Below are 24381 nucleotides of genomic sequence, written 5' to 3' on the forward strand. Positions count from 1 at the left end.
TTACAAAAGGGTTAACAATTATTTATCCGCTTTCTTAACAAGCTGCTCTGCTTCCCACGCTTTAGCTTTATGGATCAAGCCAGTAATGCTTGAGCCTTGCACCAAAATCGAGAACACTACAACCGAGTAAGTCATCACCAGAATAATTTCTCGTACATCGATATTTTTCTCTGGAATAACAAACACACCAGCAGGAATCGCCAGCGCCATCGCTAATGCCAAGCCACCACGTAAGCCTCCCCACGTCAGGATCTTAACGGATAATGGGTTGTAACTACGGAATCGATTGAAAAATAAATAAGAGAATTTAACACTCAAATAACGTGCTAACAATACTAATGGAATAGCAAAAACCATCAAGATCCAATCTTCTTTATGGAAGCTAAACAACAACATAGCCATACCAATCAGCAAGAATAGAATGCCATTTAAGAATTCATCTACCAACTCCCAAAAGTGATCCAAATGATATTCACTTTCTGGCGAAAAGCCTTTTTGACGCGTCCAGTTACCAATCATAATACCGGCAACAACCATCGCCAACGGACCAGAAACATCGATCACATCTGCAAATACATAACCTGCAGTAGGGATAGCAATGGTCAGTAATAATTCCATTGAGTGATCATTCGTTGAACTAATTAAATAATGGAATACTAAACCAAGCACAAGTCCATAAATAATGCCACCAATCGCTTCATGCAAGAATAGTTGAGTCACACTGCTTACTGTTGGCGCTTCAGAGCCAAATGCCACCGTAAATAGCGTCATGAAGATCACTAAACCAAAACCATCATTAAATAATGACTCACCTTCGATTTGCGTTGAAATACGCTGTGGAGCGTCCAGGTTCTTAACAATCGCCAGAACAGCAATCGGATCCGTAGGAGAAATTAGCGCACCAAAAAGTAGACAGTAAATGAAGTCCAATGGGATCCCAACTAACTGACAAAACCCCCATAACACCCCACCAACAAAGCCCGTTGAGAATAAAGTGGCAACAAGCGCTAAGACTGTAATTTCCCATTTCTGATCTTTCATGTTTGCCAATTTAATGCCTAAACCGCCAGCAAACAATAGGAAACCTAGGATACCTTTTAATAAGAAGCTTTCGAAGTTGATACTATTTAATTGCTCTGTTGCGATTGCCTCTAAATGAAACCAGCCGCTTTGGCCTGCAATCACAATACCTAAAGACAGTATTATTGATCCCGCTGTTATCGCAATTGTTGTTTGCATTTTACCAATTTTGCTATTAATAAATGCAATGAAAATGGCAATTGCTGCGAGAAAACATAAGGTACCGTACACCGACATGCTACACCTCTAATGGAAGTAAATTTGATAAGATTGACTGAAGATTGTTTTTACGAGCTACACAATGTTCTTGTTAAGGGTAAAAATCAAGTTCTTTCAGCAATATAAGCAGCAACAACAAAGAATAGAGCTTCCGGTCTAAAAAAGTACCTATAATTATATAGTTAAATTAACCCATAAATTATTTTATATAATAAATAGTAATAAAATAGCGATAGCTAACAATAACAAAGAAGAATGATGACAAGTTAACGTCTTTTCGGTACCCAAGCCCAAATAAATTCAGCATTGATCGGCTCATTACCTTCACTGTCCGTGATAACAACAGGTACCGAGATATCACCTTTCTCTGTTTCACGAATATAATTTATTTGCTCATCACTTAATGTTGCCACCGCAGTAAGATCACCCGCAGCACGACGAACATAATCAATATTCATATTTTTTAATAATGGAATACGATTGTCAGGTACATGCATACCAATTAAAAAACCCGTCGCGGACTCGCCAAGTAACGCCATTGCAGCGGCATGAACACCACCAATATGATTCTGAACGCGCTTACGGTTCTTCAAGCTAAGTTTAGAACCAGAAAAGTCTAATTTTTCGACACGTACTTTTGACGTACCAGCAAATTTAATTACTTTCCCAAAGACCAACGACAACGCAGGCGCGTGGCAAGATTTTGGAAGTAACGTTACTTTTTTAACGATTTTACTGAGTTTATTATCGGCTTTCATGTCAATCCTCGACATTATCATTGGTTTCAGAACGAATGCTTAGTTAAATTTCTGCACTAAGTGACCGACAACTATAACATTTAATTCATAAGTGCAATTGGTCTAAATGACATAGAATAAAATTAGCAGCGATAGATTTGTAGATTTGTAGATTTGTAGATTTGTAGATTTGTAGATTTGTAGATTTTAAAATAAATGAACTAAGAAGTAAAATAAAGGAAGATAGTATAAGGGGATATATAAAGAAAAGAAATTGGAGCGGTACAAGAGGCTCGAACTCTTGACCTCAACCTTGGCAAGGTTGCGCTCTACCAACTGAGCTAGTACCGCTTCGGTCTGATTTAAAGTTTCAGGAACTGTATCTGTCTAATCATTCGTATGAAAAGAGAGATTGGAGCGGTACAAGAGGCTCGAACTCTTGACCTCAACCTTGGCAAGGTTGCGCTCTACCAACTGAGCTAGTACCGCTTCGGTCTGATTTAAAGTTTCAGGAACTGTATCTGTCTAATCATTCGTATGAAAAGAGAGATTGGAGCGGTACAAGAGGCTCGAACTCTTGACCTCAACCTTGGCAAGGTTGCGCTCTACCAACTGAGCTAGTACCGCTTCGGTCTGATTTAAAGTTTCAGGAACTGTATCTGTCTAATCATTGGTGTGAAAAGAGAGATTGGAGCGGTACAAGAGGCTCGAACTCTTGACCTCAACCTTGGCAAGGTTGCGCTCTACCAACTGAGCTAGTACCGCATCTGTCTGATTTAAAGTTTCAGTAACTATTCGATTTACTCGAGTGAATGAACATTCAAATAAATCTGAATTTGGAGCGGTACAAGAGGCTCGAACTCTTGACCTCAACCTTGGCAAGGTTGCGCTCTACCAACTGAGCTAGTACCGCTTCGGTCTGATTTAAAGTTTCAGGAACTGTATCTGTCTAATCATTCGTATGAAAAGAGAGATTGGAGCGGTACAAGAGGCTCGAACTCTTGACCTCAACCTTGGCAAGGTTGCGCTCTACCAACTGAGCTAGTACCGCTTCATTTTGATTTATAGTTTCTCAACTTATTTCCTCATCATTGGTGTGACAAGAAAATTGGAGCGGTACAAGAGGCTCGAACTCTTGACCTCAACCTTGGCAAGGTTGCGCTCTACCAACTGAGCTAGTACCGCTTCATTTTGATTTATAGTTTCTCAACTTATTTCCTCATCATTGGTGTGATAAGAAAATTGGAGCGGTACAAGAGGCTCGAACTCTTGACCTCAACCTTGGCAAGGTTGCGCTCTACCAACTGAGCTAGTACCGCATCTGTCTGATTTAAAGTTTCAGTAACTATTCGATTTATTCGAGTGAATTAACATTCAAACAAATCTGAATTTGGAGCGGTACAAGAGGCTCGAACTCTTGACCTCAACCTTGGCAAGGTTGCGCTCTACCAACTGAGCTAGTACCGCTTCGGTATTCTATTTGGTATTCTAAGAAAAGATTGGAGCGGTACAAGAGGCTCGAACTCTTGACCTCAACCTTGGCAAGGTTGCGCTCTACCAACTGAGCTAGTACCGCATCTCATCTTAGGTGCCGAATTATATAGAACCGACTGGTTTTTGCAAGCGTAGACCAAAGCTTTATTATAAAAAAACCTGATATTGCCGAATGTTTCGACTATGAGGTCGTAAATTTATCCAACCAGTCGTTTCACTGCTTAAATTTTAAACATATGTTGACGATAATGCTGTAATTCACCGATTGATTCACGAATATCATCCAATGCTAAATGCAAACCTTCCTTATGGAAACTCGATACAATCTCAGGGCACCAACGACGACCTAATTCTTTAATCGTACTTACATCCACATTACGGTAATGGAAGTAATCATTTAAGCCCGTCATATATTTCACTAAGAAACGACGGTCTTGGCCAATGCTGTTACCACATAATGGTGATTTACCCGCCGGTACCCACTGATATAAGAATGCTAATGTTTGCTCAACAGCCTCTTTTTCAGTGACTTTACTTGCTAATACACGTTCAACAAGACCTGAATTAGTATGGTGAGTTGTACACCACTCATCCATCTTATCAAGTTCCGCTTTATCTTGATGAATAGCGAGTACAGGTCCTTCTGCAAGAATATTTAATTCACTATCAGTGACGATAGTAGCAATCTCAATGATCAGACATTTTTCTGGATCAAGCCCTGTCATTTCTAGGTCAATCCAAACTAAATTATTTTCATTAAATTGCGCTGCTTTGTCGGCAAGTTGCATAGAGGGGATCCTAATAGTTGTCGTTTAATCGTATATTTAAGGTTATTATACTCAATCGACCTCGAAATGCGATGTTCAGCAACAGCTGTACTACAATACGCTTGTTACAACTCAGGAATTAAATTACCCGTGGCTAAAAAGAAACATTTAACCCAAGGTCAAATACGTCGCGTACGTAGCAACCAGACTAAACGTTTAGAAAAGCAAGATACACGAGAATGGGATGATGCTCTTCTCGGGCAAAAGCAAGAAGGTGTGGTAATTAGCCGCTTTGGTCAACATGCTGATGTAGAAGATGAGAATGGTGTTATTCACCGCTGTAATCTACGTCGTTCTATTGCGAGCTTAGTAACAGGTGACCGTGTCGTTTGGCGCTTAGGTAATGAACAGCTACAAGGTATTTCTGGCATTATTGAAGCTGTACACGAACGCAGAACCGTATTAACCCGTCCCGATTTTTATGACGGTATTAAACCTATCGCAGCCAATATTGATCAGATTGTGATCGTATCTTCTGTAGTACCAGAATTCTCAACCAATATTATCGACCGTTATATTGTTGCTGCCGAAGATGTAAAAATTCGCCCAGTAATCTTATTAAATAAGATCGATTTATTAAGCACCAATGAATTATTCGCGATTAACCAGCAACTACAAACTTACCGTGATATTGGCTACGAAGTATGGCAAGTATCATCTATCGAAGGTAAGGGGTTAGGTGAATTACAAGATCTACTGAAAGATAATACCACTATCTTTGTGGGTCAATCAGGCGTGGGGAAATCATCACTGGTTAATGCCCTCATGCCCGAATTAAATGTCGATGTGGGTGATGTATCTGAAAAATCAGGTCTTGGTACCCACACCACAACCACTGCACGTTTATATCATTTCCCATCAGGTGGTGATCTTATTGACTCACCTGGGGTACGTGAATTCTCGCTATGGCACATGAAACCTGAAGAGATCGCTAACGGTTTTATCGAGTTTAGAGACGTCTTAGGTGAATGTCGCTTCCGTGATTGTAAACACAAGAATGATCCCGGCTGTGCACTGCAAGAAGCCGTAGCAAAAGGCAAAATCAAAAAAGTGCGCTTTGATAATTATCTCCGCATTTTAGAAACAATGTTAGATAATCGCCCTACTCGCCATATCCCAGTGCGAAAATAATTCGTATACAATTAGTTATATAACTAAAAATGACGATTGGTTATCTTGCTCGTCTACATCGCAAGGTAACCATTATCTTATTAAACGCATGACGCTATTTATGACAACAATATCCAAACTTGTTACAATAGCGTTAATTCTAACTTATTCAATTATTTAAGAGGCTCTAAGGTGCTAGACAAGCTTAAAGTTATTGCCCAATACTGCTTTCCTCAACACGGGTTATCTCGTCTTATTGGTTTATTTGCCAATGGTGCTCACGGTAAAGTAACAACAAATGTGATCAGCTGGTTTATCAAGCGTTACAATGTAAACATGGATGAAGCAAAACACTCAGATCCAGCACACTTCCAAACATTCAACGAGTTCTTTACCCGTGAACTTAAAGAAGGCGTACGTCCAATCAATACTGACGATAACATGTTATGTCAGCCTGTTGATGGCGCTGTAAGCCAAGCAGGTCCAATTACACAAGGTCGTATTGTTCAAGCTAAAGGCCATGATTACAGTTTGTGCGAACTACTTGGTGGCGATCGTCAACTTGCAAACAAATTCGAAGATGGTGATTTTGCCACGGTATATTTATCGCCGCGTGATTACCATCGTATCCATATGCCAATTAAGGGTACGTTAAAAGAAATGATTTTTGCACCGGGCGATCTGTTTTCAGTTAATCCACTCACAGCACAAAATGTACCAAATTTATTTGCACGTAACGAACGTGCTATCGCTATCTTTGATACCGAGGTGGGTCCATTTGCAATGGTATTAGTTGGCGCAACGATCGTAGCCTCAATTGAAACCATTTGGCACGGCACCATCGCACCATCAAAGAATAAAGAGATCGTACGTTGGACATATGAAAATCAAGCGCCAATTGTTATCGAAAAAGGCGAAGAAATGGGTCGTTTTAAACTCGGCTCAACGATCGTTGCAGTATTTGCCAAAGATGCCGTTGAATTTGTTGATGAACTACAACCAACAACAGCAACAGTAATGGGTGAAGCATTTGCCCGTATCAAGAGCAAATAAGATAACCTAAGCCTAATAGCTAGGATAATGTTACTCATTATAAACGTAATAGTTTTAATGAGTAACATTCCCCCCCCGTAATAACCAACCTAATCCTGTATATTCAATATTATTAATAGCCACAACAATGCCATTATTACTATACAAAGGTTATGATCACTCAATCAATATGAATACAGCCAATTGATTTGGCGAACCATTACAAGGATGTAAGCATTTAATGGAACAAGGTAAACGAGGGCTTTGGGCTCTACACTCAGCAACGCTATTACTTGGCGGCACCACATTATTTTCTAAGCTAATTCCATTAAGTGCACTTGATATCACTATTATTCGCTGCGTTATTGCCAGCACTGTGCTGTGTTTATTATTAAAAATAACCAAGCAACCATTGCGATTAAATAAGTTAAGTGATTATGGCTGGGCAGTAGTATTAGCCGCACTAGTAGGCACCCACTGGGTAACATTCTTTTTAGGCATGCAATTGTCGACCATTGCGATAGGCCTTATTGCCTTCTACACTTATCCTGTAATGACAGTATTTTTAGAGCCCTTGTTTAATCAAGAGAAAATACAAGGTCGCGATATTATATCAGCATTGATTGTATTAATCGGGATCAGCTTATTAGTCCCAGAACTGTCTTTAGAGAACGATGTAACACTCGGTATTATTAGTGGTATTAGCTCTGCATTTCTGTTTACTTTAAGAAATATTCTCTACAAGCGTAAGCTATCGCATTACAGTGGCCCTCACACAATGTTTTATCAAACATTATTAACCGCATGTATGCTTTCACCATTTTTGAGTGTAGACTTAGCGGATATAAATAATGACAGTTGGACGTGATTAGTTGTGTTAGGAGTTTGCTTCACAGCAATGCCACACACACTGCTAGTGACAGCATTACGTTACCTTAAAGCAAAAACAGTTGGCCTTATCTCCTGTTTGCAACCGCTTTACGGTAGTTTGCTCGCGATCCCTTTTTTAGGTGAAATTCCCAATGCTGCAACCATCACGGGAGGAGTATTAGTAGTCTCAGCCGCCCTCTTTGAAACATGGAATGCAGGAAAGAAATAGGCCAATTAATATAGTGTAAAAACGGATAAACCGAGATTAAATGACATTATTAATTGTGCTTATGAAATATTATGATGACTAAAAATTATGTAATTTTACTTATTCTATTTTCATTATTTATTACTCCAGTTTATGCACAACTTAGTTATGGTGAGGCACAGCTTAACAACACCATATCTCAGCTTGAAGAACTAGAGCCTACACCTTCGGTTAAATTACAGCTCAAATACTATCAACAAGCCTTAAAAGATCTCACCGAAGATACCAATGCCCGTCAAACAGCCGTTAGTTATCAAAAAATCATTGATGACTTTCCAGTGACATCACAAACATTAAAAGCTCGAATTGCAGACCATATACCCGCAACATTTACCGATCCAAGCGACTGGTCATTAAATAAAGTCGAACAAGAAATTGCCAAACAAAATTCCAATCTTACCGATTTAAAACAACAACAGCAGACGCGTAGTAGCGAACTCACTACCATCGGAATTAGGATCAGTTCATTTCAGACTGATATCGAGCACTTACGTAGAAAATTAACCAATACGCAAAAAGAATCTGATAAGCTTATTAGTACAGGTTCCAGCAATTTAAATAGTGAGCAAGAAGCACTACGCATTTCACTACAAATCAAAGAGTCATCGCTATCAACGCAAATTCAGATGTTAGAGCTTGAACAACTCAGTGCCAGTAATCGCAGTGAATTAGCACAGCTCAATCGTCGTTTGATTCGGCTGAAGCAAAAAGATGTAAGTAAGTACTTATCGACTCTGACAGATATACGTAACAGTATATTACGTAAAGAAACCGAAGACGCAATTGCGCGTAGCAAACAAATCAATGACTCGTCACAGATCAGTTCTCCATTTTTGCAGCTGCAACTCGAAATAAATCAAGAGCTATCTAAAGAACTTGCAACCGTTTCGGCTAAAAATGAAATTATTCAACGTAAACAGCAAGCAGTAACACAGCAAGTAGATGCACTCACTACAACACTCACTAATTTTAATGAGCAAGTAGAATGGTTAAAAATCAGCTCTGCGTTTGGTGAAAACTTACGGGCTCAAGTAAGTAGCTTACCGAGTGAGCCACCACTAAAAAAACTCGAAAATGAAATTGTTGAAAGCCGCCTAGCACGCTTTCGCTATAAAAAAATGCTGACACAATTAGACAGTCTACCGCTAACAACAAAAGCACTCACGCCTGTAGAACATGAAAGTTTATTACGATTTATTGAATTACGTCGCCTGTTACTCAGCCAACTTATTTCAAGTTCAGATAACCACATCTACGAGCAAACGAAATTAAAAGTCAGTTACAGCAAGATGAATAGCACATTAGTGCAAATTAAACAGCAAGCTGATGAGCATTTATTCTGGGTACCGAGCTCTCCATTCATAAATACTCAAACAATTTCAGAACTTTTGGCCAGTATGCTTTGGATCGCCTCGATCGATAACAGTATCACGATCCCACAAGCCATACTCTCTGTACCTTTAGCAACGTTAAGTTTGGCGCTGTTATTCATTCTCGGTCTCATTTATTTACACGCTCCTCTGAATAAATATTTTACCAAACATATAGCCGAAATATATCCAAAGGTTGGTAAAGTAACAAGGGATAAGTTTTCTTATACCTTACGGAATCTCGCGTATTCATTCGCCGATGCGCTGCTCTTGCCACTTTCACTGTTTATTATTACAGAGCTGCTCATTAGCGCATGGGAATTCCCCTTTGCAGTCAATATCGGCCACGCATTACAAGACTCGCTATTTTTGTTAGTGATATACCTGTTTATGCGCAACCTCACTCGCCATAAGGGCTTACTGCAAATTCACCTTAAAATAGATAAAGCACTAATAGTCAAAATTTGGGGTTATTATCAGGTACTATTTTTTATTTCTTGGCCTTCTTACATCATCCAAGTGCTTTGTTACCAGTATCCAGAACAAGCCTATGATGGATCGCTAGGTCGTCTTGCCTTTATCATTACTTGCTGTGCATTAACGCAGTTCTACTACCGCTTATATCGCGAAAAATTACCGCTAACGTATAAGAAAAAAAATAATGGCAAACCGCACATTGTCCACCACTCTATTTGGACTGTCTTTATCATGGCACCAATCGCGTCAGCCATCATCGCACTCATGGGCTACCTCTATACGGCGCAAGTATTGCTAAAGCAGATGGAGTCATCCTTATTAATGGGGGTGTTCTTCTTACTCACTTATTATTTGATCCGCCGCGGTATGCACTTACAAAAACGTCGCCTGGCCTTTGAGCGAGCTAAAGCCAAACGTATCGATATTATTGCTCAACGTGCGAAAGAAGTTGAAAAGGGTGAGCAAAATACCAGTCAAGAAAGCCATTTTGATATCGAAGAACCCGAGATCGATCTGGATCAAATCAGTGCACAATCACTCGGCTTATTACGTACTTTGTTAACTTTATTATTCATCGCACTAAATGCACTATTTTGGTCTGAAATTCAAAGTGCCTTTACCTTCCTTGATACCATCACGCTTTGGGACGCAGCCAATACCCTAAATGGGGTTGAATATATCGATCCGATTACCTTAAAGAGCTGCCTATTAGCCATCACTATTTTTGTACTAACGCTGGTATTGGTACGTAATTTATCGGGTGCGCTAGAACTGCTTATTTTGCAACATCTAGATCTTAGCCCAGGTACAGGTTTTGCGATCACCACGTTAGCCAAATATATGACGATCTCAATTGGTTTTGTCGTCGGTTTTAACTTTTTAGGTGTCGATTGGGCAAAAACACAATGGTTAGTGGCAGCATTAACCGTCGGTTTGGGGTTTGGTTTACAAGAAATTTTTGCCAACTTCGTATCCGGTCTGATTATCTTATTTGAAAAACCGATCCGTATTGGTGATACCGTCACAATCCGTGAATTAACCGGCAGTATCAGTAAAATTCAGACCCGAGCAACAACGATTGTCGATTGGGATAGAAAGGAAATTATCGTACCGAATAAAGCCTTTATTACTGAACAATTTATTAACTGGTCACTGTCCGATTCTATTACCCGTGTGATCATTCATATCAGGGTGGAATTTAATTCGGATATTGAGCTGGTCACCAAACTGCTATTAGATTGTGCCGAAGAAAATAGCTTAAGTCTTGAAAATCCAGGGCCAGAAGTATTCTTTATTGAGTTTGGCCAACATTCATTATGCTTTGAAGTACGTTGTTATGTCGCCGAAATGGGCCATCGTTTAACGATGACGCACGCACTTAATACCCGTATCAATCAAGTGTTTAAAGAGCATAATATTCGCATCGCGCTACAACAATTGGACCTGAATGTAAAACATGGCATAAAAGTAAGTGATAGCGGCCATGTAATGAGTATGAAAAAAGGTAGCTTAAGATAGGCTTAATCTACAGTTGAAAGAGTGAATGTTTCTTAAATTCAAACAATAGAACAACTCACCCTTTCAGCTTTTAAACACAAATTATGCGCGCGGTGTTGGAAAAGCGATTACGTCATTAAGGCTATTAGCATCTGTCGCTAACATCACCAACCTATCAATACCTAATGCGACGCCTGCGCAGTCAGGAAAACCAGCGGTGAGTGCATCAATTAAATAATGGTCGATAGGCTGCTCTGGTAAATCCATCGTTTTACGCTTGCTATTGTCTGCAGTAAAACGCGATAACTGTTCTTTTGCATCCGCTAACTCATGGAATCCATTCGCAAGCTCAATTCCTTTAAAATACACTTCAAAGCGCTCTGCTACACGAGTGTCTTGTGGGCTAATACGGGCCAATGCCGCCTGCGATGCAGGGAAGTCATAAATAAAACACGGTACATCCTGGCCAATTTGGCTCTCTACGCCCACATAGAATAATAACTGTAAGATAGTATCTCGATCAGGTTCATTCTCTAACACGTCATAAACCCCGTACGGTTTTGCCGCTTGACGTAATTCATCCATCGACGCGGTTAACGGATCTAACTGTAAGAATTGCTTAAATGCATTTTGATAAGTGAAGCGCTGCTCTTTACCAGAACCTAATACTAGGGTTAGTAGCTCAGACATTTCATCCATCAATTGAAAATGGTCAAAATCAATGCGATACCACTCTAGCATGCTGAATTCGGGATTATGGTGACGGCCAGCTTCTTCATTACGAAACGATTTACTTATTTGATAGATACAACCACTGCCTGCTGCTAGCAATCTCTTCATGTGAAATTCAGGTGATGTTTGCAAATATAAGGTCAGACCTTGGCTGTAACCAGGACCAACAAATACCGTGCTAAATGCATCTAAATGTACATCGGTAACAGCGGCTTGACTCATCGCTGGTGTATCAACTTCTAACACATCTCGTTGCGCAAAAAACTCACGGATAGTATTTAATACTTTCGCTCTCGCACGCAGGGCAGTAAAACTTGCACTCGGTTGCCAATTTACGTCACTCATATTTACTCCGGTTGTCATTACCTAAAACGTTAAAGCTATTTATCATCTGCATAACACTAATTAAAAACGGCCGACTTACTTTAATTAATATTATAACGCTATGTATCTAAATCATTATTTACTGGTTTGCCAAAAACTAAAATGCCAGTCAAAGACTGGCATTTTATCGTTCATAAACGCTAATTAGGTTAGCGTAAAATCAACTTATTTTACACGGCCAACATATTCGCCAGTACGTGTATCAACTTTCACTACTTCACCGATTTGGATGAATAAAGGAACACGCACAACGGCACCTGTAGTTAATGTTGCAGGTTTACCACCCGTACCCTGTGTATCGCCTTTTAGGCCAGGATCTGTTTCTGTTACTTCCAATTCAACAAAGTTTGGTGGTGTAACAGCAATTGGGTTATCGTTCCACGTAGTAATAACGCAGATATCTTGTTCAACAAGCCATTTAGCTGTATCACCAACCGCTTTTGCGTCAGCTTCAACTTGCTCAAACGAGTCATTGTTCATAAAATGGAAGTATTCACCATCGTTATATAGATACGCTAATTCTGATTCCATTACGTCTGCTGCTTCAACCGTTTCACCAGACTTAAATGTTTTTTCTAAAATTTTACCAGAAATTAAACGACGAACTTTAACACGGTGAAATGCTTGGCCTTTGCCTGGTTTTACATGATCATGTTCGATGATAGAGCAAGGCTCATTATCAAGCATGAATTTTAAGCCGCCTTTAAAGTCACTGGTTTTGTATGTTGCCATGTTATCCTCATGAAAAAATAGATTTCAATAATTAGAGTTCAATAATGCCGCAAATGATAACCCGAAATGGAGCAAAGATGCAGGAAAATTGGAAAAAAGACTTAGCAAGTGCCATTTCAGATCCCAGAAAGCTACTTTTTATACTAGAACTTCCCGAGGTATCTTTCCAATCAGATTTTGCGGCAAGGCAGTTATTCCCTATGCGCGTACCGCAATCGTTTGTAAATCGTATGGAAAAAGGTAACCCAAAAGACCCGCTATTTTTGCAAGTAATGCCCAAACAGCAAGAGTTCATCCAAAAGGCCGGATTCATTAAAGATCCGCTTGATGAACATGAATCTGTCGTTCCTGGGTTACTGCACAAATACACTAACCGTGTGCTCTTTATTGTCCGTGGCGGTTGCGCGATCAACTGTCGCTATTGTTTTCGCCGTCACTTTCCTTATCAAGACAATAGTAATAACAAACACGAATGGCAACAAGCAATAGACTATATCCGCTCTAAACCCGAGATCATCGAAGTTATTTTTAGTGGTGGAGATCCACTGATGGCAAACGATGAGCAACTTGGTTGGCTAGTTGAACAATTAGAACAGATCCCACATCTTAAACGTCTACGCATACATACGCGTTTACCCGTGGTGATGCCAAGCAGGGTTACCGATGAGTTTGTTACGCTACTAAAAAAATCTAATTTGCGTTGCAGTGTAGTACTACACATTAACCACCCCAATGAATTAGCTGCTGAATTGCCCGCAGCGTTAGCTAAACTCACCACTGCCGGTATCAGTTTATATAACCAAGCGGTATTATTAGCGGACATTAATGACAATGCTGATGATTTAGTGGAATTACACGAACGCCTTTTTGATAACCGTATTCAGCCATACTATTTACATCTGCTCGATAAAGTCGAAGGGGCTACTCATTTTGATGTGCCAGAAGAGAAAGCGATCGAATTGATGAATGAACTGTTATTACGCTTACCAGGTTTTTTAGTGCCCAAGTTAGTCCGTGAGATCGGTGGAGAGAAAAGCAAAACACCCATTTCTATTTAACTTAACACAAACAGTTTAGCCAATCCGGTTAACGAATACGGTCAAAAACAGCTTGTCGAATAAATATGAGGTAACAAAAAAGGAATGACCACTAGGCCATTCCTTTTAACTCTCTAAACCTTAGCCTAGTCGCGGTTAATGCAGTTTCAACGTTGGACGTAATACCCGGTTCAAACTACCAACCAACATCATCAGTCCGGTTTTAACATAACCGTGCAACGCAATTTGATGCATGCGGTACAACGAAATATACACCATTCTCGCAATACGACCTTCAACCATCATACTACCTTTAGTTAGGTTCCCCATCAGGCTACCCACAGTACTAAAGCTACTTAACGATACTAATGAGCCATGGTCATGATAAACGAAAGGTTTGAGTGTTGAGCCACCTTGTATTAACGTCATGATATTTTTAAACGCAATAGTTGCCATTTGATGTGCAGCTTGGGCACGCGGCGGTACAAATGAACCATTAGCTTGTGCACAAGAGGCTAAATCACCAATAACAAAAATACTATCATCACGGCTTGCTTGTAAACTATCTTTAACCACAATCTGGTTAATACGATTCGTTTCTAGCCCAGCAATGTCTTTCATAAAATCAGGCGCTTTAATACCTGCAGCCCATACCATCAATGATGCAGGAATAGTGTCACCATCTTTCGTTACCAAGCCTTCACTATTCGCTTCCGTCACCATGGTTTCGGTACGTACATCGACACCAATTTTAGTTAGCTCATGATGTGCTGCAGCGGAAATACGTGACGGTAATGCAGGTAAAATACTCTTACCCGCTTCAACTAAGGTTACATTTAACGATTCTTGGTTTACATTAGTAAAACCATAAGCCGATAATTGTGATGCGGTATTGTGTAGCTCAGCAGAAAGCTCGACACCAGTCGCACCAGCACCCACAATTGCAATATTTACTTTTGCATCTTTAGCTTTGTTTGCGCCATGCAATAAAAATTGATTTAGTAATGCTTTGTGAAAACGATGTGCTTGATCAGGACTGTCTAAGAAAATACAGTTCTCTTTAACACCTTTAGTATTAAAGTCATTACACATACTACCAATAGCTAATACTAAGTAATCGTATTGCAAGGTACGCTCAGCAATCAGTAATTCATCACTATCATTATATAAAGGTGCAATTGTGACTGTTTTCGTGTCACGGTCTAAACCTGAAAAATTACCTAATTGAAAATCAAAACCTTGGTTCTTCGCATGTGCAGCATAACTAAGCGCATCAATACCGGTATCAAGTGAACCAGTCGCCACTTCATGTAACAACGGTTTCCATAAATGGGTTTTGTTACGGTCCACCAGCGTAATGCTCGCTTTCCCTTTTTTACCTAATTTACGACCCAGTTGCGTAGCAAGCTCAAGGCCACCAGCACCGCCTCCGATCACAAGAATTTTTTTCATCTTATTACGTCCTCATAAATGTATCAGTTAACAACTGTCAGCACAGCAGTTAACTGATACAACTAAGCAGATGTGAGTCTTGCTAAATCATTCCGTTGACCGAGTATTAAAGCATGATTTTCAGTTCTAAATCTAGCTAAATTGAGCTAGATCATATTTAGAATATCAATTAACTAGCATAACCTAACTTCATCAACAGAAAAATATAACACCCAATCGAGTTAAGATGCCTATATTCAAGCGAGTCTCTGATATAGCATCTTGAAGTGACTTAGGTATATAATACCGACCCTTTTATCGATAAGAATACCGGCGCTATGACAAATCAAGAACTTCATGAACAGCTAACTGCACAGCTAAAAAGCTTTTACCACCCAGCTATCGAGGCAGATGAATTTTTAACGTTATTAAGCAAACGAAAAATAGGAAAGTTTAGCGCTATCTTTGCTTCAGACAGTGGCTTCAAAGCGAATTCAAACCGATTCTTACCTTATATGGAAGAATTAGTTGAAGATCAGCAAGCGTTACCAAAAACAGATGAAGAAGGGTTTGACGTAGCTATCGCTGCATTCCTAGGTAAATTACAGCAAATGCATAATGTACTTGGTCAATTCTCTGAGCAATTAAAAGAGAAGAAAAGCACACCAAGTAATATTGGAGAGTAGCTACATCACATCCTCTAAAACCAAAAGCGGCATCAGCCGCTTTTTAGCGCTGTAAAACAAAGTAAAATTATCCTCTACTTGAAACTCCCCCACCTCTAGCATAAAGACTAACCTCAATAAAACCAGCCAAATAAAAGCTAAAAATCCTATCTAGAACAAGTGATATCTTCAAATAAAGATGCAATAAATAAAATATAGAGTTAAAAAAATCAATAATAAACAATATAAATACCTCTAAATATATACTTTTTTGTTATAACGACCAAAAAAAACGCTATTTTATAGAGTCTTAGCTCTACGATATGGAGTATTACATAGTAATAATTTTAATATTTGCAAACAGATCAGATGTGTTTTTTTTCATGATTTGAAAATGACTAACAACTCCACACTTAACCATTAATAACAATAACTTAACCATTAAATGTAAAGTAAAGTAACGTAAAGTGAAATTATTGTTAACTTGAAAAAGTATTAGATAAACCAACAAGCTGTCATAAAGATTGATAAAATACCTTTACGATCTAATACGAAAGAATTAGATTTCAGTACACGTTTTAAGGGTATTTAAAAAGTTCATTTTTTTGAACAGACATATCGCATTCATAAATTCTAATTTTATATGGTGGTTTACATGAGAATTAATAAAGTTGCTCTAGCAGTTACAGCATTACTTGCAGCAAGCCAAGTTCAGGCTGCTGGTTTCCAGGTTAGTGAACATTCAGCGTCTGGCCTAGGCCGCGCATTCGCTGGTGAAGCAGCAATCGGCGATAATGCAGCATCACTTGCACGTAACCCTGCGTTGATGGCAACTTTTGATAAAGCACAACTATCTGTTGTGGCTTCTTATGTATCACCAGATGTTGATATTGAAGGACAGAGTAATTTAGGCCCACTTCCTAAGGAATATTTTGACGCTGAAGATATTGCACCCTCACAAATTGTACCAGCAATGTATTACATTCAGCCTATTAACGATAAGTTCGCTGCAGGTTTAGCTATCTATTCAAATTACGGTACTGGTACTGAATATTCTAATGACTATATGGCTGGTGCTGCAGCTGGTAAGACAAGCATTATGACTGTTAACTTTAACCCTAATATTTCTTATCGTGTAAATGAGCAACTAAGCCTAGGTGCAGGTGTAAGCGTTGTATATGCAACAGCTGAATTAGAAAGAAATATTGGTGCTTTAGGAGGTAAAACTATTCCACCTAGTACAAACGCAGCGAAGATGGAAGGTGATGGTTATGGCTACGGCTGGAATCTTGGTGCACTATATGAAGTCAATGAAAATAACCGTTTCGGTATTAGCTACAAATCAAAAGTTAAAACAGAATTAAAAGGTGAGTACACAGGTACAGGAGGACCAGCGGGTAATGCTCATTTAATGGGTGTAACTAGACCTGTTGATGGCACGTTAGATATTAATCTACCTTCCATTTTAGAAGTTTCTGGTTACCATAAACTAACTGATAAATTCGCAGTTTCATATAGCTGGCAGTACAGCACATGGTCTGACTTTGGTGATATTATTGCTGAAAGTGCAGGTTGTGATTCAACAGCTTCGGGTGGCAGTAAGGGCGTTTGTCTAGAGAAAAAAGAAGACTATAAAGACTCAAGTCGTTACGCGATTGGTGGTGAGTACTACCTTTCTGAAGCTGTGACATTACGTGCGGGTTATGCATTTGATGAACAAGCTGGTGAAGCAACGCTTAGTATCCCAGATACAGATCGCCAGTGGTATACAGCTGGTCTAACTTATAAAGCGACAAAAGCACTTTCGTTTGACTTAGCAGCAGCATTGGTTGCTGGTAAAGAAATCACCTTTGATGAACGCTTAGCAGAAGCAGACCCAGCTTCAACAATAACATTAACTTCAAGTGGTGATGCGTGGATCTACTCAGCACAAATGAACTACAGCTTCTAATTGAAGCTTAATTAATCTTTGTATTAAGTAGTTCAGCTTTTCATTAAGCAGTTCAACTTTGCATTAAAAAGACAGCTTCGGCTGTCTTTTTTGTTTTCTGATCAAAATCAATAAAGATCCTATTCAAGGATCTTTTTTATATCTACGCATTGCAATTAAATAGACGGTCGGTCTATAATTAAATAATGGAAAATATGACAAGTAATAAGCCCAAACCTCGTCGAGGTCGGCCACCCAAAGTAACTCGTGAAAATAGTGATACCCGTGCCCTGCTAATTCGCAGTGGTGTCGAAGTATTAACGGAAAGTGGCTTTGCAGCAGCAGGGATCGATGGCATCTTAAAAAAAGTCGGTGTACCAAAAGGATCTTTTTATTATTACTTTAAAAGTAAAGAAGATTTTGGTCAGGCGATCATTGATAACTACGCCAGCTACTTCGCAGCAAAACTTGATAAATGCCTGCTTGATGAATCAATCGCACCGCTAGAACGCATTGTTAAATTCGCAGATGAAGCCAAACAAGGCATTGTTAAATTTGAGTTTAAACGTGGTTGTTTGGTTGGTAATTTAGGCCAAGAAGTGGCTATTTTACCGCAAAGCTATCGCTTAGTGCTGCAAGACATTTTTGCTGTTTGGCAAACCAAGATGCAAGCGTGTTTAGAAACTGCCCAGCAACAAGGCGACATCAAGCAGAACATCAATTGCGTACAGCAAGCTGAATACTTCTGGATTGGTTGGGAAGGTGCGGTAATGCGTGCGCGACTCGTACAGTCAGTGCAACCGTTGGATTTATATATCGCGACGTTTATTACCAGTATTGCCACCAGCTAAAATAATCATATGTGCCTTTATTCTAAAATAACGATCAAGGCATTAATTTCCAATACAATTTCAATGTTATAAAATTTTTTATATTTAAATAGACGACCAGTCTATATTAGGAGTGGACCATGTTTAAAGGTATCTTAATCGAAAAAAATAACGACCAATATACAGCGTCAGTACAATCAATTGATGAATCAAAACTGCCTGAAGGTGATGTGAGTATTGATGTGGCTTACAGCACACTTAACTTTAAAGACGGTTTAGCAATCACAGGTAAAGGTCCTGTCGTGCGCAGCTTCCCTATGGTACCGGGTATCGATTTAGTCGGTACTGTCACCCAAAGCGATAGCGACAAATTCCAAGCTGGTGATCAAGTATTACTGAATGGTTTTGGCGTGGGCGAAAAGCATTGGGGTGGCCTTGCCGAAAAAGCCCGTCTCAATAGCGATTGGTTAATCAAACTGCCTGCAGGACTATCTGCAAAGCAAGCAATGGCGATCGGAACAGCAGGTTATACAGCCATGTTATCTGTGATTGCGTTAGAGCGTCACGGTATTACCCCCGAAAAAGGCGATGTTTTAGTAACAGGCGCAAATGGTGGTGTTGGTAGCTTTGCTATTACCTTATTAGCAAAACTGGGTTATCGCGTTATTGCATCGACCGGTCGTCCAGAAGAAGCCGATTACCTAAAGGCATTAGGCGCAGCTGAGATCATCGATCGTAATACACTGTCAGAACCAGGCCGTCCAATGGTTAAAGAACGTTGGGCAGCTGCGGTTGATTCTGTTGGTAGCCATACACTTACCAATGTATGTGCAGGTCTTAAGTACGGTGGAGTGGTGACAGCCTGTGGTTTAGCACAAGGCATGGATTTTCCTGCAAGCGTAGCACCCTTTATTTTACGTGGTATTACGTTAGCGGGGATCGACAGTGTTATGCGTCCACTTGCAGACAGAGAAGAAGCATGGGCACGTTTAGCCGATTTATTAACAGACGATGACTTTACGTCTATTGGCACAGAGATCAGCTTAGATGAAGCTGTAGCAACAGCGCATGATCTAATGGCAGGTAAAGTGCGCGGTCGTGTAATGGTTAATTTACAACAATAATTTGTCATTAAATCAACATGGCATAGCAGTAGGATCCGTACCTACTGCTTTTTAGTCATACCGCTGAATCTATCAAACAAAAAGTCCAAAAATAGTCTAATTCGTTTCGGTTGGTACTTCTTACTAATATACACCACATTTAAATCTGCGCTTGATACTGAAGTTGATGTATTAAAATTCGTCATATAGCCATTAAGCACGGTAACAAGGCGTAAATTATGAATATCATCTTGCACATCTAGAATAGATTTAAGCGCTATCCCCGCCCCCTCTAATGCCCAATATCGAATCACTTCACCATCATCTGAGAATCGCTTAGGGATAACAGTGATCGCGTTCTTCTTGTCTTGATCTTGAAAGTGCCATGTTTTCAGTTCCTCATGACTACGGATCATTGCGAGACAATCATGATTAACCAAGTCCTGTGGCGTTAATGGCGTGCCGTGCTTTGCGAGGTATTCTGGCGATGCGCATAGCACTCGTTGACTGGATGATAGTCGTCGAGATATCAAACTACTGTCAGCAAGCTCTCCATACCGAATAACAATATCGATACCCGATTCTGCAATATTAGAAACATCATCGTTCAGATATAGATACGGCACCACATCTGGATATTGCTTACAGAACTCAGACAATATAGGCAGAATGTATTGCTTACCTATGTCCTTTGGCGCTGAGATTTTTAGTGAACCTTTCACTTCTTTTACACCATTTAGGATAAGGTTTTCGGTTTCACTTACATTCTCTAATATCTCAATACAGGCTTTATGATAAAGCTCACCAGAATCCGTCAACGACACATGCCTTGTGCTTCGGTTAAGTAGCTTCACACCATACCTTTCTTCAAGAGCCTGAAGTCTAGCAGTCATTGTCGCAGGAGAAAGACCTAGATCACGACCCGCTGCAGCGAGCCCATGGTGTTTAACAATGCTCACAAACATGGTCATATCAGAAAATTTATCCATCTACCCCCCTATTATTCAGTTTATCCGAATAATGATTTCACATTTTATCCAATTATCAAAATTAAACGAAGGAATATAATAACAATCATTAACGGAAGCAATACGGGTCCAGGCATGTTCCTTTACGCTGCAGCCGCTGTCCTCCAACTTAACTCGCCTTAATCATTAATAGTCATTTCGACTTACTAAGGAAAAATCATGGAAACACCGATGAGTAAATTATTTCAGAAAACAAACTTAAAAGATTTGGATTTACAAAACCGAGTGGTCATGGCTCCAATGACCCGCGCTCGCACAAGTCAACCAGGTAACATACCAAATGAAATGATGGCAACATACTACAAGCAACGTGCAACTGCTGGTTTAATCATTTCTGAAGCGACTCAAATTTCAGATGATTCTCAGGGTTACTCATTCACTCCAGGTGTTTACACCGACGAACAAGTAAAAGGCTGGCAACCAATAACTAAAGCTGCACACGACCAAGGTGCCGCTATGTTTTGCCAACTATGGCATGTGGGTCGCGTTTCTCACCCTACATTCCAGAAAGGTGAACTACCTATCGCACCTTCAGCCCTAGCACCAGTTGAAACTAAAGTTTGGATTTCTGATGACCAAGGTAACGGCAACATGGTTGATTGCATTCAACCCCGAGCGATGAATCAAGCCGACATAAATCGCGTTATTAGCGATTTTGCTTACGCTGCAAAACGCGCTGTAGAAGCGGGTTTTGATGGGGTTGAGATCCACGGTGGTAATGGTTACCTGATCGACCAATTCCTTCGCACAAACTCAAACAAGCGTACTGATAACTATGGCGGCACGCGTGAGAACCGTCTCCGCTTCTTACTTGAAGTTGTTGATGCTGTAATTGAAGCAATCGGTGCAGATAAGGTGGGGGTTCGCCTTGCTCCATTCATCACATTTAAAGATATGGACTGCCCAGATATCGTTCCAACAATCCTTAATGCATCAAAAGCATTACAAGCGCGTGATATCGCTTACATGCACTTATCAGAAGCAGATTGGGATGATGCACCCGTTATCCCTGAGAGCTTTCGTATTGAGTTGCGACAAATTTTCACTAACACCATCATTGTCGCGGGTAGCTACACGCAAGAACGTGCAAATGAAATACTAAGCCAAGGTTACGCTGACCTAGTAGCCTTCGGTCGTCCATTCGTGTCAAATCCAGACTTGGTTTCACGTTTAAAGAACAACAATGAACTCGCTGACTTAGACGGCGCGACTCTGTTTGGTGGTAACACACTTGGTTACACTGACTATCCAACTCTCGATACTCTTTAATTGCACCATTGAAGATAAAAAAATCCTCAGTCTCGTCAGTAAGGCTGAGGATTCGATTAATTTGCAGGACTATTCAGTTTGCTTAAGCTGTCGCGATTAGTACACTACTGTGCGCGATTAAACGTCACTACTTCATAGTTAAGTGGCGTTAATGTATTACGTTCACTACTGATGTAATCAATGACCGCTTGTGCATCGGTATTACACACAGTGTTCGCCGCTTTACAGTTTGGCGCTTCACCTTGGTAATTTACTTTGTATTTCTTACCAAGCTTTGCAATATTCTTCACTTTAAAACCAGTTAGCTTGCCATCAACGTACGCCAAATCAACACGCTTAGAGCTGTTCTTTTGTGCTTCATAGAACGGAGTCCAACCGTCGTTACCCGTCGCGTTGTAGTTGTTTAACGCAACATTATAAGTTTTGCTATCTTCAATCGCAGTCCATGACGGCGCATCAGTTGTACCACTCATCACTTCCACAAAATCAACTTTACCCGCTTTGTTAGCGACTGTTTCTGTGTAGCTATAACGGATGTGACCGCCATAAGGGAATTTACCTGCGTGTGAACCAGCAGCAAGTGTTGCACTGACCGTGTCGTTAATTAATGTTTTAATCACTTTACCCGACACAGGTACTACAGACATAAAATTAGAAAATGGCAGCATTTCTAACGACACGTTGCCCGCACGGTACTCACCCGCTTCAATGTTAGTACGAATACCACCAGCACCGATTAAAGCAAAATCAACTTTCATCCCTGTTACTTTTTGAACTTCGGCTGTATTTGCCCAGAAGTACTGGCCTTCAGCTAAAATAGGCGCTACATCAGAACCATGTTTATCACTGCCACGATCGCCAGGACGACGTTCATGTTTTAATTCTACTGGTACTTGAGCAATGGTTTTACCGTAAGCGTTATCAACAGCTGGCTTGTAGTTCACATCAATACGTTTACGCATTGCCGCTTCTTCAGCGGTGATTGTGATGTTGTCTGCTTGATCAATAAACTCAACCACACCTTGCGTCGCTGCTGTATCAAACTTTTCACTCGCTTGTCGTGATGGCTGTGAATAGAATTCATCATTGCTCAGTAATACGTTATGGCCATTACAGTTAACGATGTCACCTTGTTGATTAAAACTTACTTGTAAACGACCAATTGCTTGTGCATATTCACCCGCTTGTACCACACAGGTTTGACCCATATTATCTGGGTTTTTCACCATCTGCGCATACGTGCCGTTATTGTGTAATCCAAGGTTAGTGAAATCACCTAACAACGTATGTGAGTGACCACCTACTATCAAGTCAATGCCGTTTACTTTACTTGCTACATCGACGTCTACCGCATTGCCAATGTGCGTTAAGGCGATAATATTGTTCACGCCTTTCGCTTTCAACATATCAACGGTCGCTTGTGCAGAAGTCACCATATTTAAGAATTTAACATCACCCGTATTCGGTGCAATATTAGCCATGTTATCCAGTGCTAAACCAAATACCGCCACCAAGTCTTTATCTGTAGGTAGGTTATCTAAATCCGTCAACGCCGTCTTTTTATTACCATCAAACGCATACACCATGAAAGGACGTAAATTGGTTTGGTCTTTTAAATCTGCATCCTCACTGGTATCGACATTTGCTGCTAATACCGGAAAATTAATGTCACTGATGAATTGATTAAGTTTCGCATTGTTAAGATCGAATTCATGATTACCTAATGCCATTGCATCGATACCAAACATACTTAAGATGTCTGCATTCATCGCGCCTTCATTTAACTTGAAGTACGCACTGCCCTGCCACGCATCACCGCCATGTAAGAACAAAAAGCTTTCATCATTTTGCTCTGCTTCCTGCTTATACTCATCAGACATGGTTTTTAAACGAGGATGACCACCAAATTCGTTATAAACCCTGTCGCCATTCGCAGTAAAACTCGACTTCACAGGATCGAAGTTGGAATGGGTATCATTGATATGGGCAACAGTCAGGTTAAATACATCGTCAGGTTGTGATGTTTGAGCACAGCCAGCTAATAATAACGCGACAGAAACAGCGGTTAAGCGTGCGGTAAACGGTTTTGAAAACGTCATGATATTCCTTTACGGTCAGGGATTAAGATTAAGTGCGTTGAATGATAACAACTAAGCCGAATAAAATCTTTGCACTGCAGCCACAAAAAAAGCCTTAACCACGATATAAAATATCAAGTTAAGGCTTTTTCATTGTTCTGAGGCTTAGCGTTTAACCACT

17 protein-coding genes, 10 tRNA genes and 1 pseudogene are annotated in these 24381 nt (G+C 40.1%); 10 read left to right on the plus strand and 18 right to left on the minus strand.

Features of this window, described 5'->3' with window-relative positions; translation table 11 throughout:
- Positions 1-18: 18 nt before the first annotated feature.
- The 13 genes from HWV01_RS20175 to orn all read right to left on the minus strand — a co-directional run bounded on the left by HWV01_RS20175 (position 19) and on the right by orn (position 4318).
- Entirely contained in the window at positions 19-1317 is a 1299-nt protein-coding gene (locus HWV01_RS20175; protein WP_211673217.1) for a sodium:proton antiporter, read from the minus strand.
- Positions 1318-1565: 248 nt separating this feature from the next.
- Positions 1566-2057 carry a DUF4442 domain-containing protein gene (locus tag HWV01_RS20180; RefSeq protein WP_211673218.1) on the minus strand — a complete coding sequence of 164 codons (492 nt, stop codon included), beginning with the start codon at positions 2055-2057 and terminating at the stop codon, positions 1566-1568.
- A gap of 254 nt (positions 2058-2311) precedes the next feature.
- A tRNA-Gly gene (locus HWV01_RS20185) sits at positions 2312-2387 on the minus strand.
- A gap of 62 nt (positions 2388-2449) precedes the next feature.
- Positions 2450-2525 (minus strand) — tRNA-Gly (locus HWV01_RS20190).
- Between the two features lie 62 nt (positions 2526-2587).
- Positions 2588-2663: transfer RNA gene (locus tag HWV01_RS20195), tRNA-Gly, on the minus strand.
- A gap of 62 nt (positions 2664-2725) precedes the next feature.
- A tRNA-Gly gene (locus HWV01_RS20200) sits at positions 2726-2801 on the minus strand.
- Positions 2802-2873: 72 nt separating this feature from the next.
- A tRNA-Gly gene (locus HWV01_RS20205) sits at positions 2874-2949 on the minus strand.
- Between the two features lie 62 nt (positions 2950-3011).
- A tRNA-Gly gene (locus HWV01_RS20210) sits at positions 3012-3087 on the minus strand.
- A gap of 58 nt (positions 3088-3145) precedes the next feature.
- Positions 3146-3221 (minus strand) — tRNA-Gly (locus HWV01_RS20215).
- Positions 3222-3279: 58 nt separating this feature from the next.
- Positions 3280-3355 (minus strand) — tRNA-Gly (locus HWV01_RS20220).
- A gap of 72 nt (positions 3356-3427) precedes the next feature.
- A tRNA-Gly gene (locus tag HWV01_RS20225) sits at positions 3428-3503 on the minus strand.
- Between the two features lie 33 nt (positions 3504-3536).
- Positions 3537-3612: transfer RNA gene (locus HWV01_RS20230), tRNA-Gly, on the minus strand.
- A 139-nt stretch (positions 3613-3751) separates the two neighbouring features.
- The gene (gene orn / locus HWV01_RS20235) at positions 3752-4318 is read right to left on the minus strand and encodes an oligoribonuclease (RefSeq protein ID WP_211673219.1); all 567 of its coding nucleotides are present in this window, start codon (positions 4316-4318) and stop codon (positions 3752-3754) included.
- 129 nt (positions 4319-4447) lie between these two features.
- Here orn and rsgA point away from each other — a divergent pair, with 129 nt between their 5' ends.
- The 4 genes and pseudogenes from rsgA (at position 4448) to mscM (ending at position 11002) form a co-directional block, all read left to right on the plus strand.
- Positions 4448-5488, plus strand: coding sequence for a small ribosomal subunit biogenesis GTPase RsgA (gene rsgA / locus HWV01_RS20240; protein ID WP_211673220.1), 1041 nt, complete (start codon positions 4448-4450; stop codon positions 5486-5488).
- 171 nt (positions 5489-5659) lie between these two features.
- A complete protein-coding gene (asd, locus tag HWV01_RS20245) occupies positions 5660-6520 on the plus strand; it encodes an archaetidylserine decarboxylase (RefSeq protein ID WP_211673221.1) in 861 nt (286 codons plus the stop codon).
- A gap of 220 nt (positions 6521-6740) precedes the next feature.
- Positions 6741-7598: pseudogene (locus HWV01_RS20250) on the plus strand (DMT family transporter).
- 71 nt (positions 7599-7669) lie between these two features.
- Positions 7670-11002, plus strand: a complete 3333-nt coding sequence (gene mscM / locus HWV01_RS20255) for a miniconductance mechanosensitive channel MscM (RefSeq protein WP_211673222.1) — start codon at positions 7670-7672, stop codon at positions 11000-11002.
- Positions 11003-11083: 81 nt separating this feature from the next.
- On the opposite strand, the gene epmA is transcribed toward mscM, so the two are convergent.
- On the minus strand, positions 11084-12058 hold the full coding sequence (epmA, locus tag HWV01_RS20260; RefSeq protein WP_211673223.1) for an elongation factor P--(R)-beta-lysine ligase: 975 nt from the start codon (positions 12056-12058) through the stop codon (positions 11084-11086).
- Between the two features lie 204 nt (positions 12059-12262).
- Positions 12263-12829 carry an elongation factor P gene (gene efp / locus HWV01_RS20265; protein ID WP_211673224.1) on the minus strand — a complete coding sequence of 189 codons (567 nt, stop codon included), beginning with the start codon at positions 12827-12829 and terminating at the stop codon, positions 12263-12265.
- A gap of 44 nt (positions 12830-12873) precedes the next feature.
- Here efp and epmB point away from each other — a divergent pair, with 44 nt between their 5' ends.
- Positions 12874-13887 carry an EF-P beta-lysylation protein EpmB gene (gene epmB / locus HWV01_RS20270; protein ID WP_211673225.1) on the plus strand — a complete coding sequence of 338 codons (1014 nt, stop codon included), beginning with the start codon at positions 12874-12876 and terminating at the stop codon, positions 13885-13887.
- A gap of 135 nt (positions 13888-14022) precedes the next feature.
- Here the strand turns inward: epmB and HWV01_RS20275 are convergent, their stop codons facing one another.
- A complete protein-coding gene (locus HWV01_RS20275; RefSeq protein WP_211673226.1) occupies positions 14023-15318 on the minus strand; it encodes an NAD(P)/FAD-dependent oxidoreductase in 1296 nt (431 codons plus the stop codon).
- Between the two features lie 317 nt (positions 15319-15635).
- Between HWV01_RS20275 and HWV01_RS20280 the strand changes: the two genes are divergently transcribed.
- The 4 genes from HWV01_RS20280 to HWV01_RS20295 all read left to right on the plus strand — a co-directional run bounded on the left by HWV01_RS20280 (position 15636) and on the right by HWV01_RS20295 (position 19846).
- Positions 15636-15983, plus strand: coding sequence for a hypothetical protein (locus tag HWV01_RS20280; protein ID WP_211673227.1), 348 nt, complete (start codon positions 15636-15638; stop codon positions 15981-15983).
- 634 nt (positions 15984-16617) lie between these two features.
- Entirely contained in the window at positions 16618-17913 is a 1296-nt protein-coding gene (locus HWV01_RS20285) for an outer membrane protein transport protein (protein ID WP_211673228.1), read from the plus strand.
- A 194-nt stretch (positions 17914-18107) separates the two neighbouring features.
- Positions 18108-18743 (plus strand): TetR/AcrR family transcriptional regulator, encoded by a 636-nt coding sequence (locus HWV01_RS20290; RefSeq protein WP_211673229.1) that lies wholly within the window; start codon positions 18108-18110, stop codon positions 18741-18743.
- Positions 18744-18862: 119 nt separating this feature from the next.
- A complete protein-coding gene (locus HWV01_RS20295; RefSeq protein ID WP_211673230.1) occupies positions 18863-19846 on the plus strand; it encodes an MDR family oxidoreductase in 984 nt (327 codons plus the stop codon).
- Between the two features lie 41 nt (positions 19847-19887).
- Here the strand turns inward: HWV01_RS20295 and HWV01_RS20300 are convergent, their stop codons facing one another.
- Positions 19888-20814, minus strand: coding sequence for a LysR family transcriptional regulator (locus HWV01_RS20300; RefSeq protein ID WP_211673231.1), 927 nt, complete (start codon positions 20812-20814; stop codon positions 19888-19890).
- A 210-nt stretch (positions 20815-21024) separates the two neighbouring features.
- Here HWV01_RS20300 and HWV01_RS20305 point away from each other — a divergent pair, with 210 nt between their 5' ends.
- Positions 21025-22122 (plus strand): alkene reductase, encoded by a 1098-nt coding sequence (locus HWV01_RS20305; RefSeq protein ID WP_211673232.1) that lies wholly within the window; start codon positions 21025-21027, stop codon positions 22120-22122.
- A gap of 104 nt (positions 22123-22226) precedes the next feature.
- Here the strand turns inward: HWV01_RS20305 and HWV01_RS20310 are convergent, their stop codons facing one another.
- On the minus strand, positions 22227-24221 hold the full coding sequence (locus HWV01_RS20310; protein ID WP_211673233.1) for a bifunctional UDP-sugar hydrolase/5'-nucleotidase: 1995 nt from the start codon (positions 24219-24221) through the stop codon (positions 22227-22229).
- Positions 24222-24381 lie beyond the last annotated feature (160 nt).

The organism is Moritella sp. 5 (genome assembly GCF_018219455.1).
Lineage (GTDB): Bacteria > Pseudomonadota > Gammaproteobacteria > Enterobacterales > Moritellaceae > Moritella.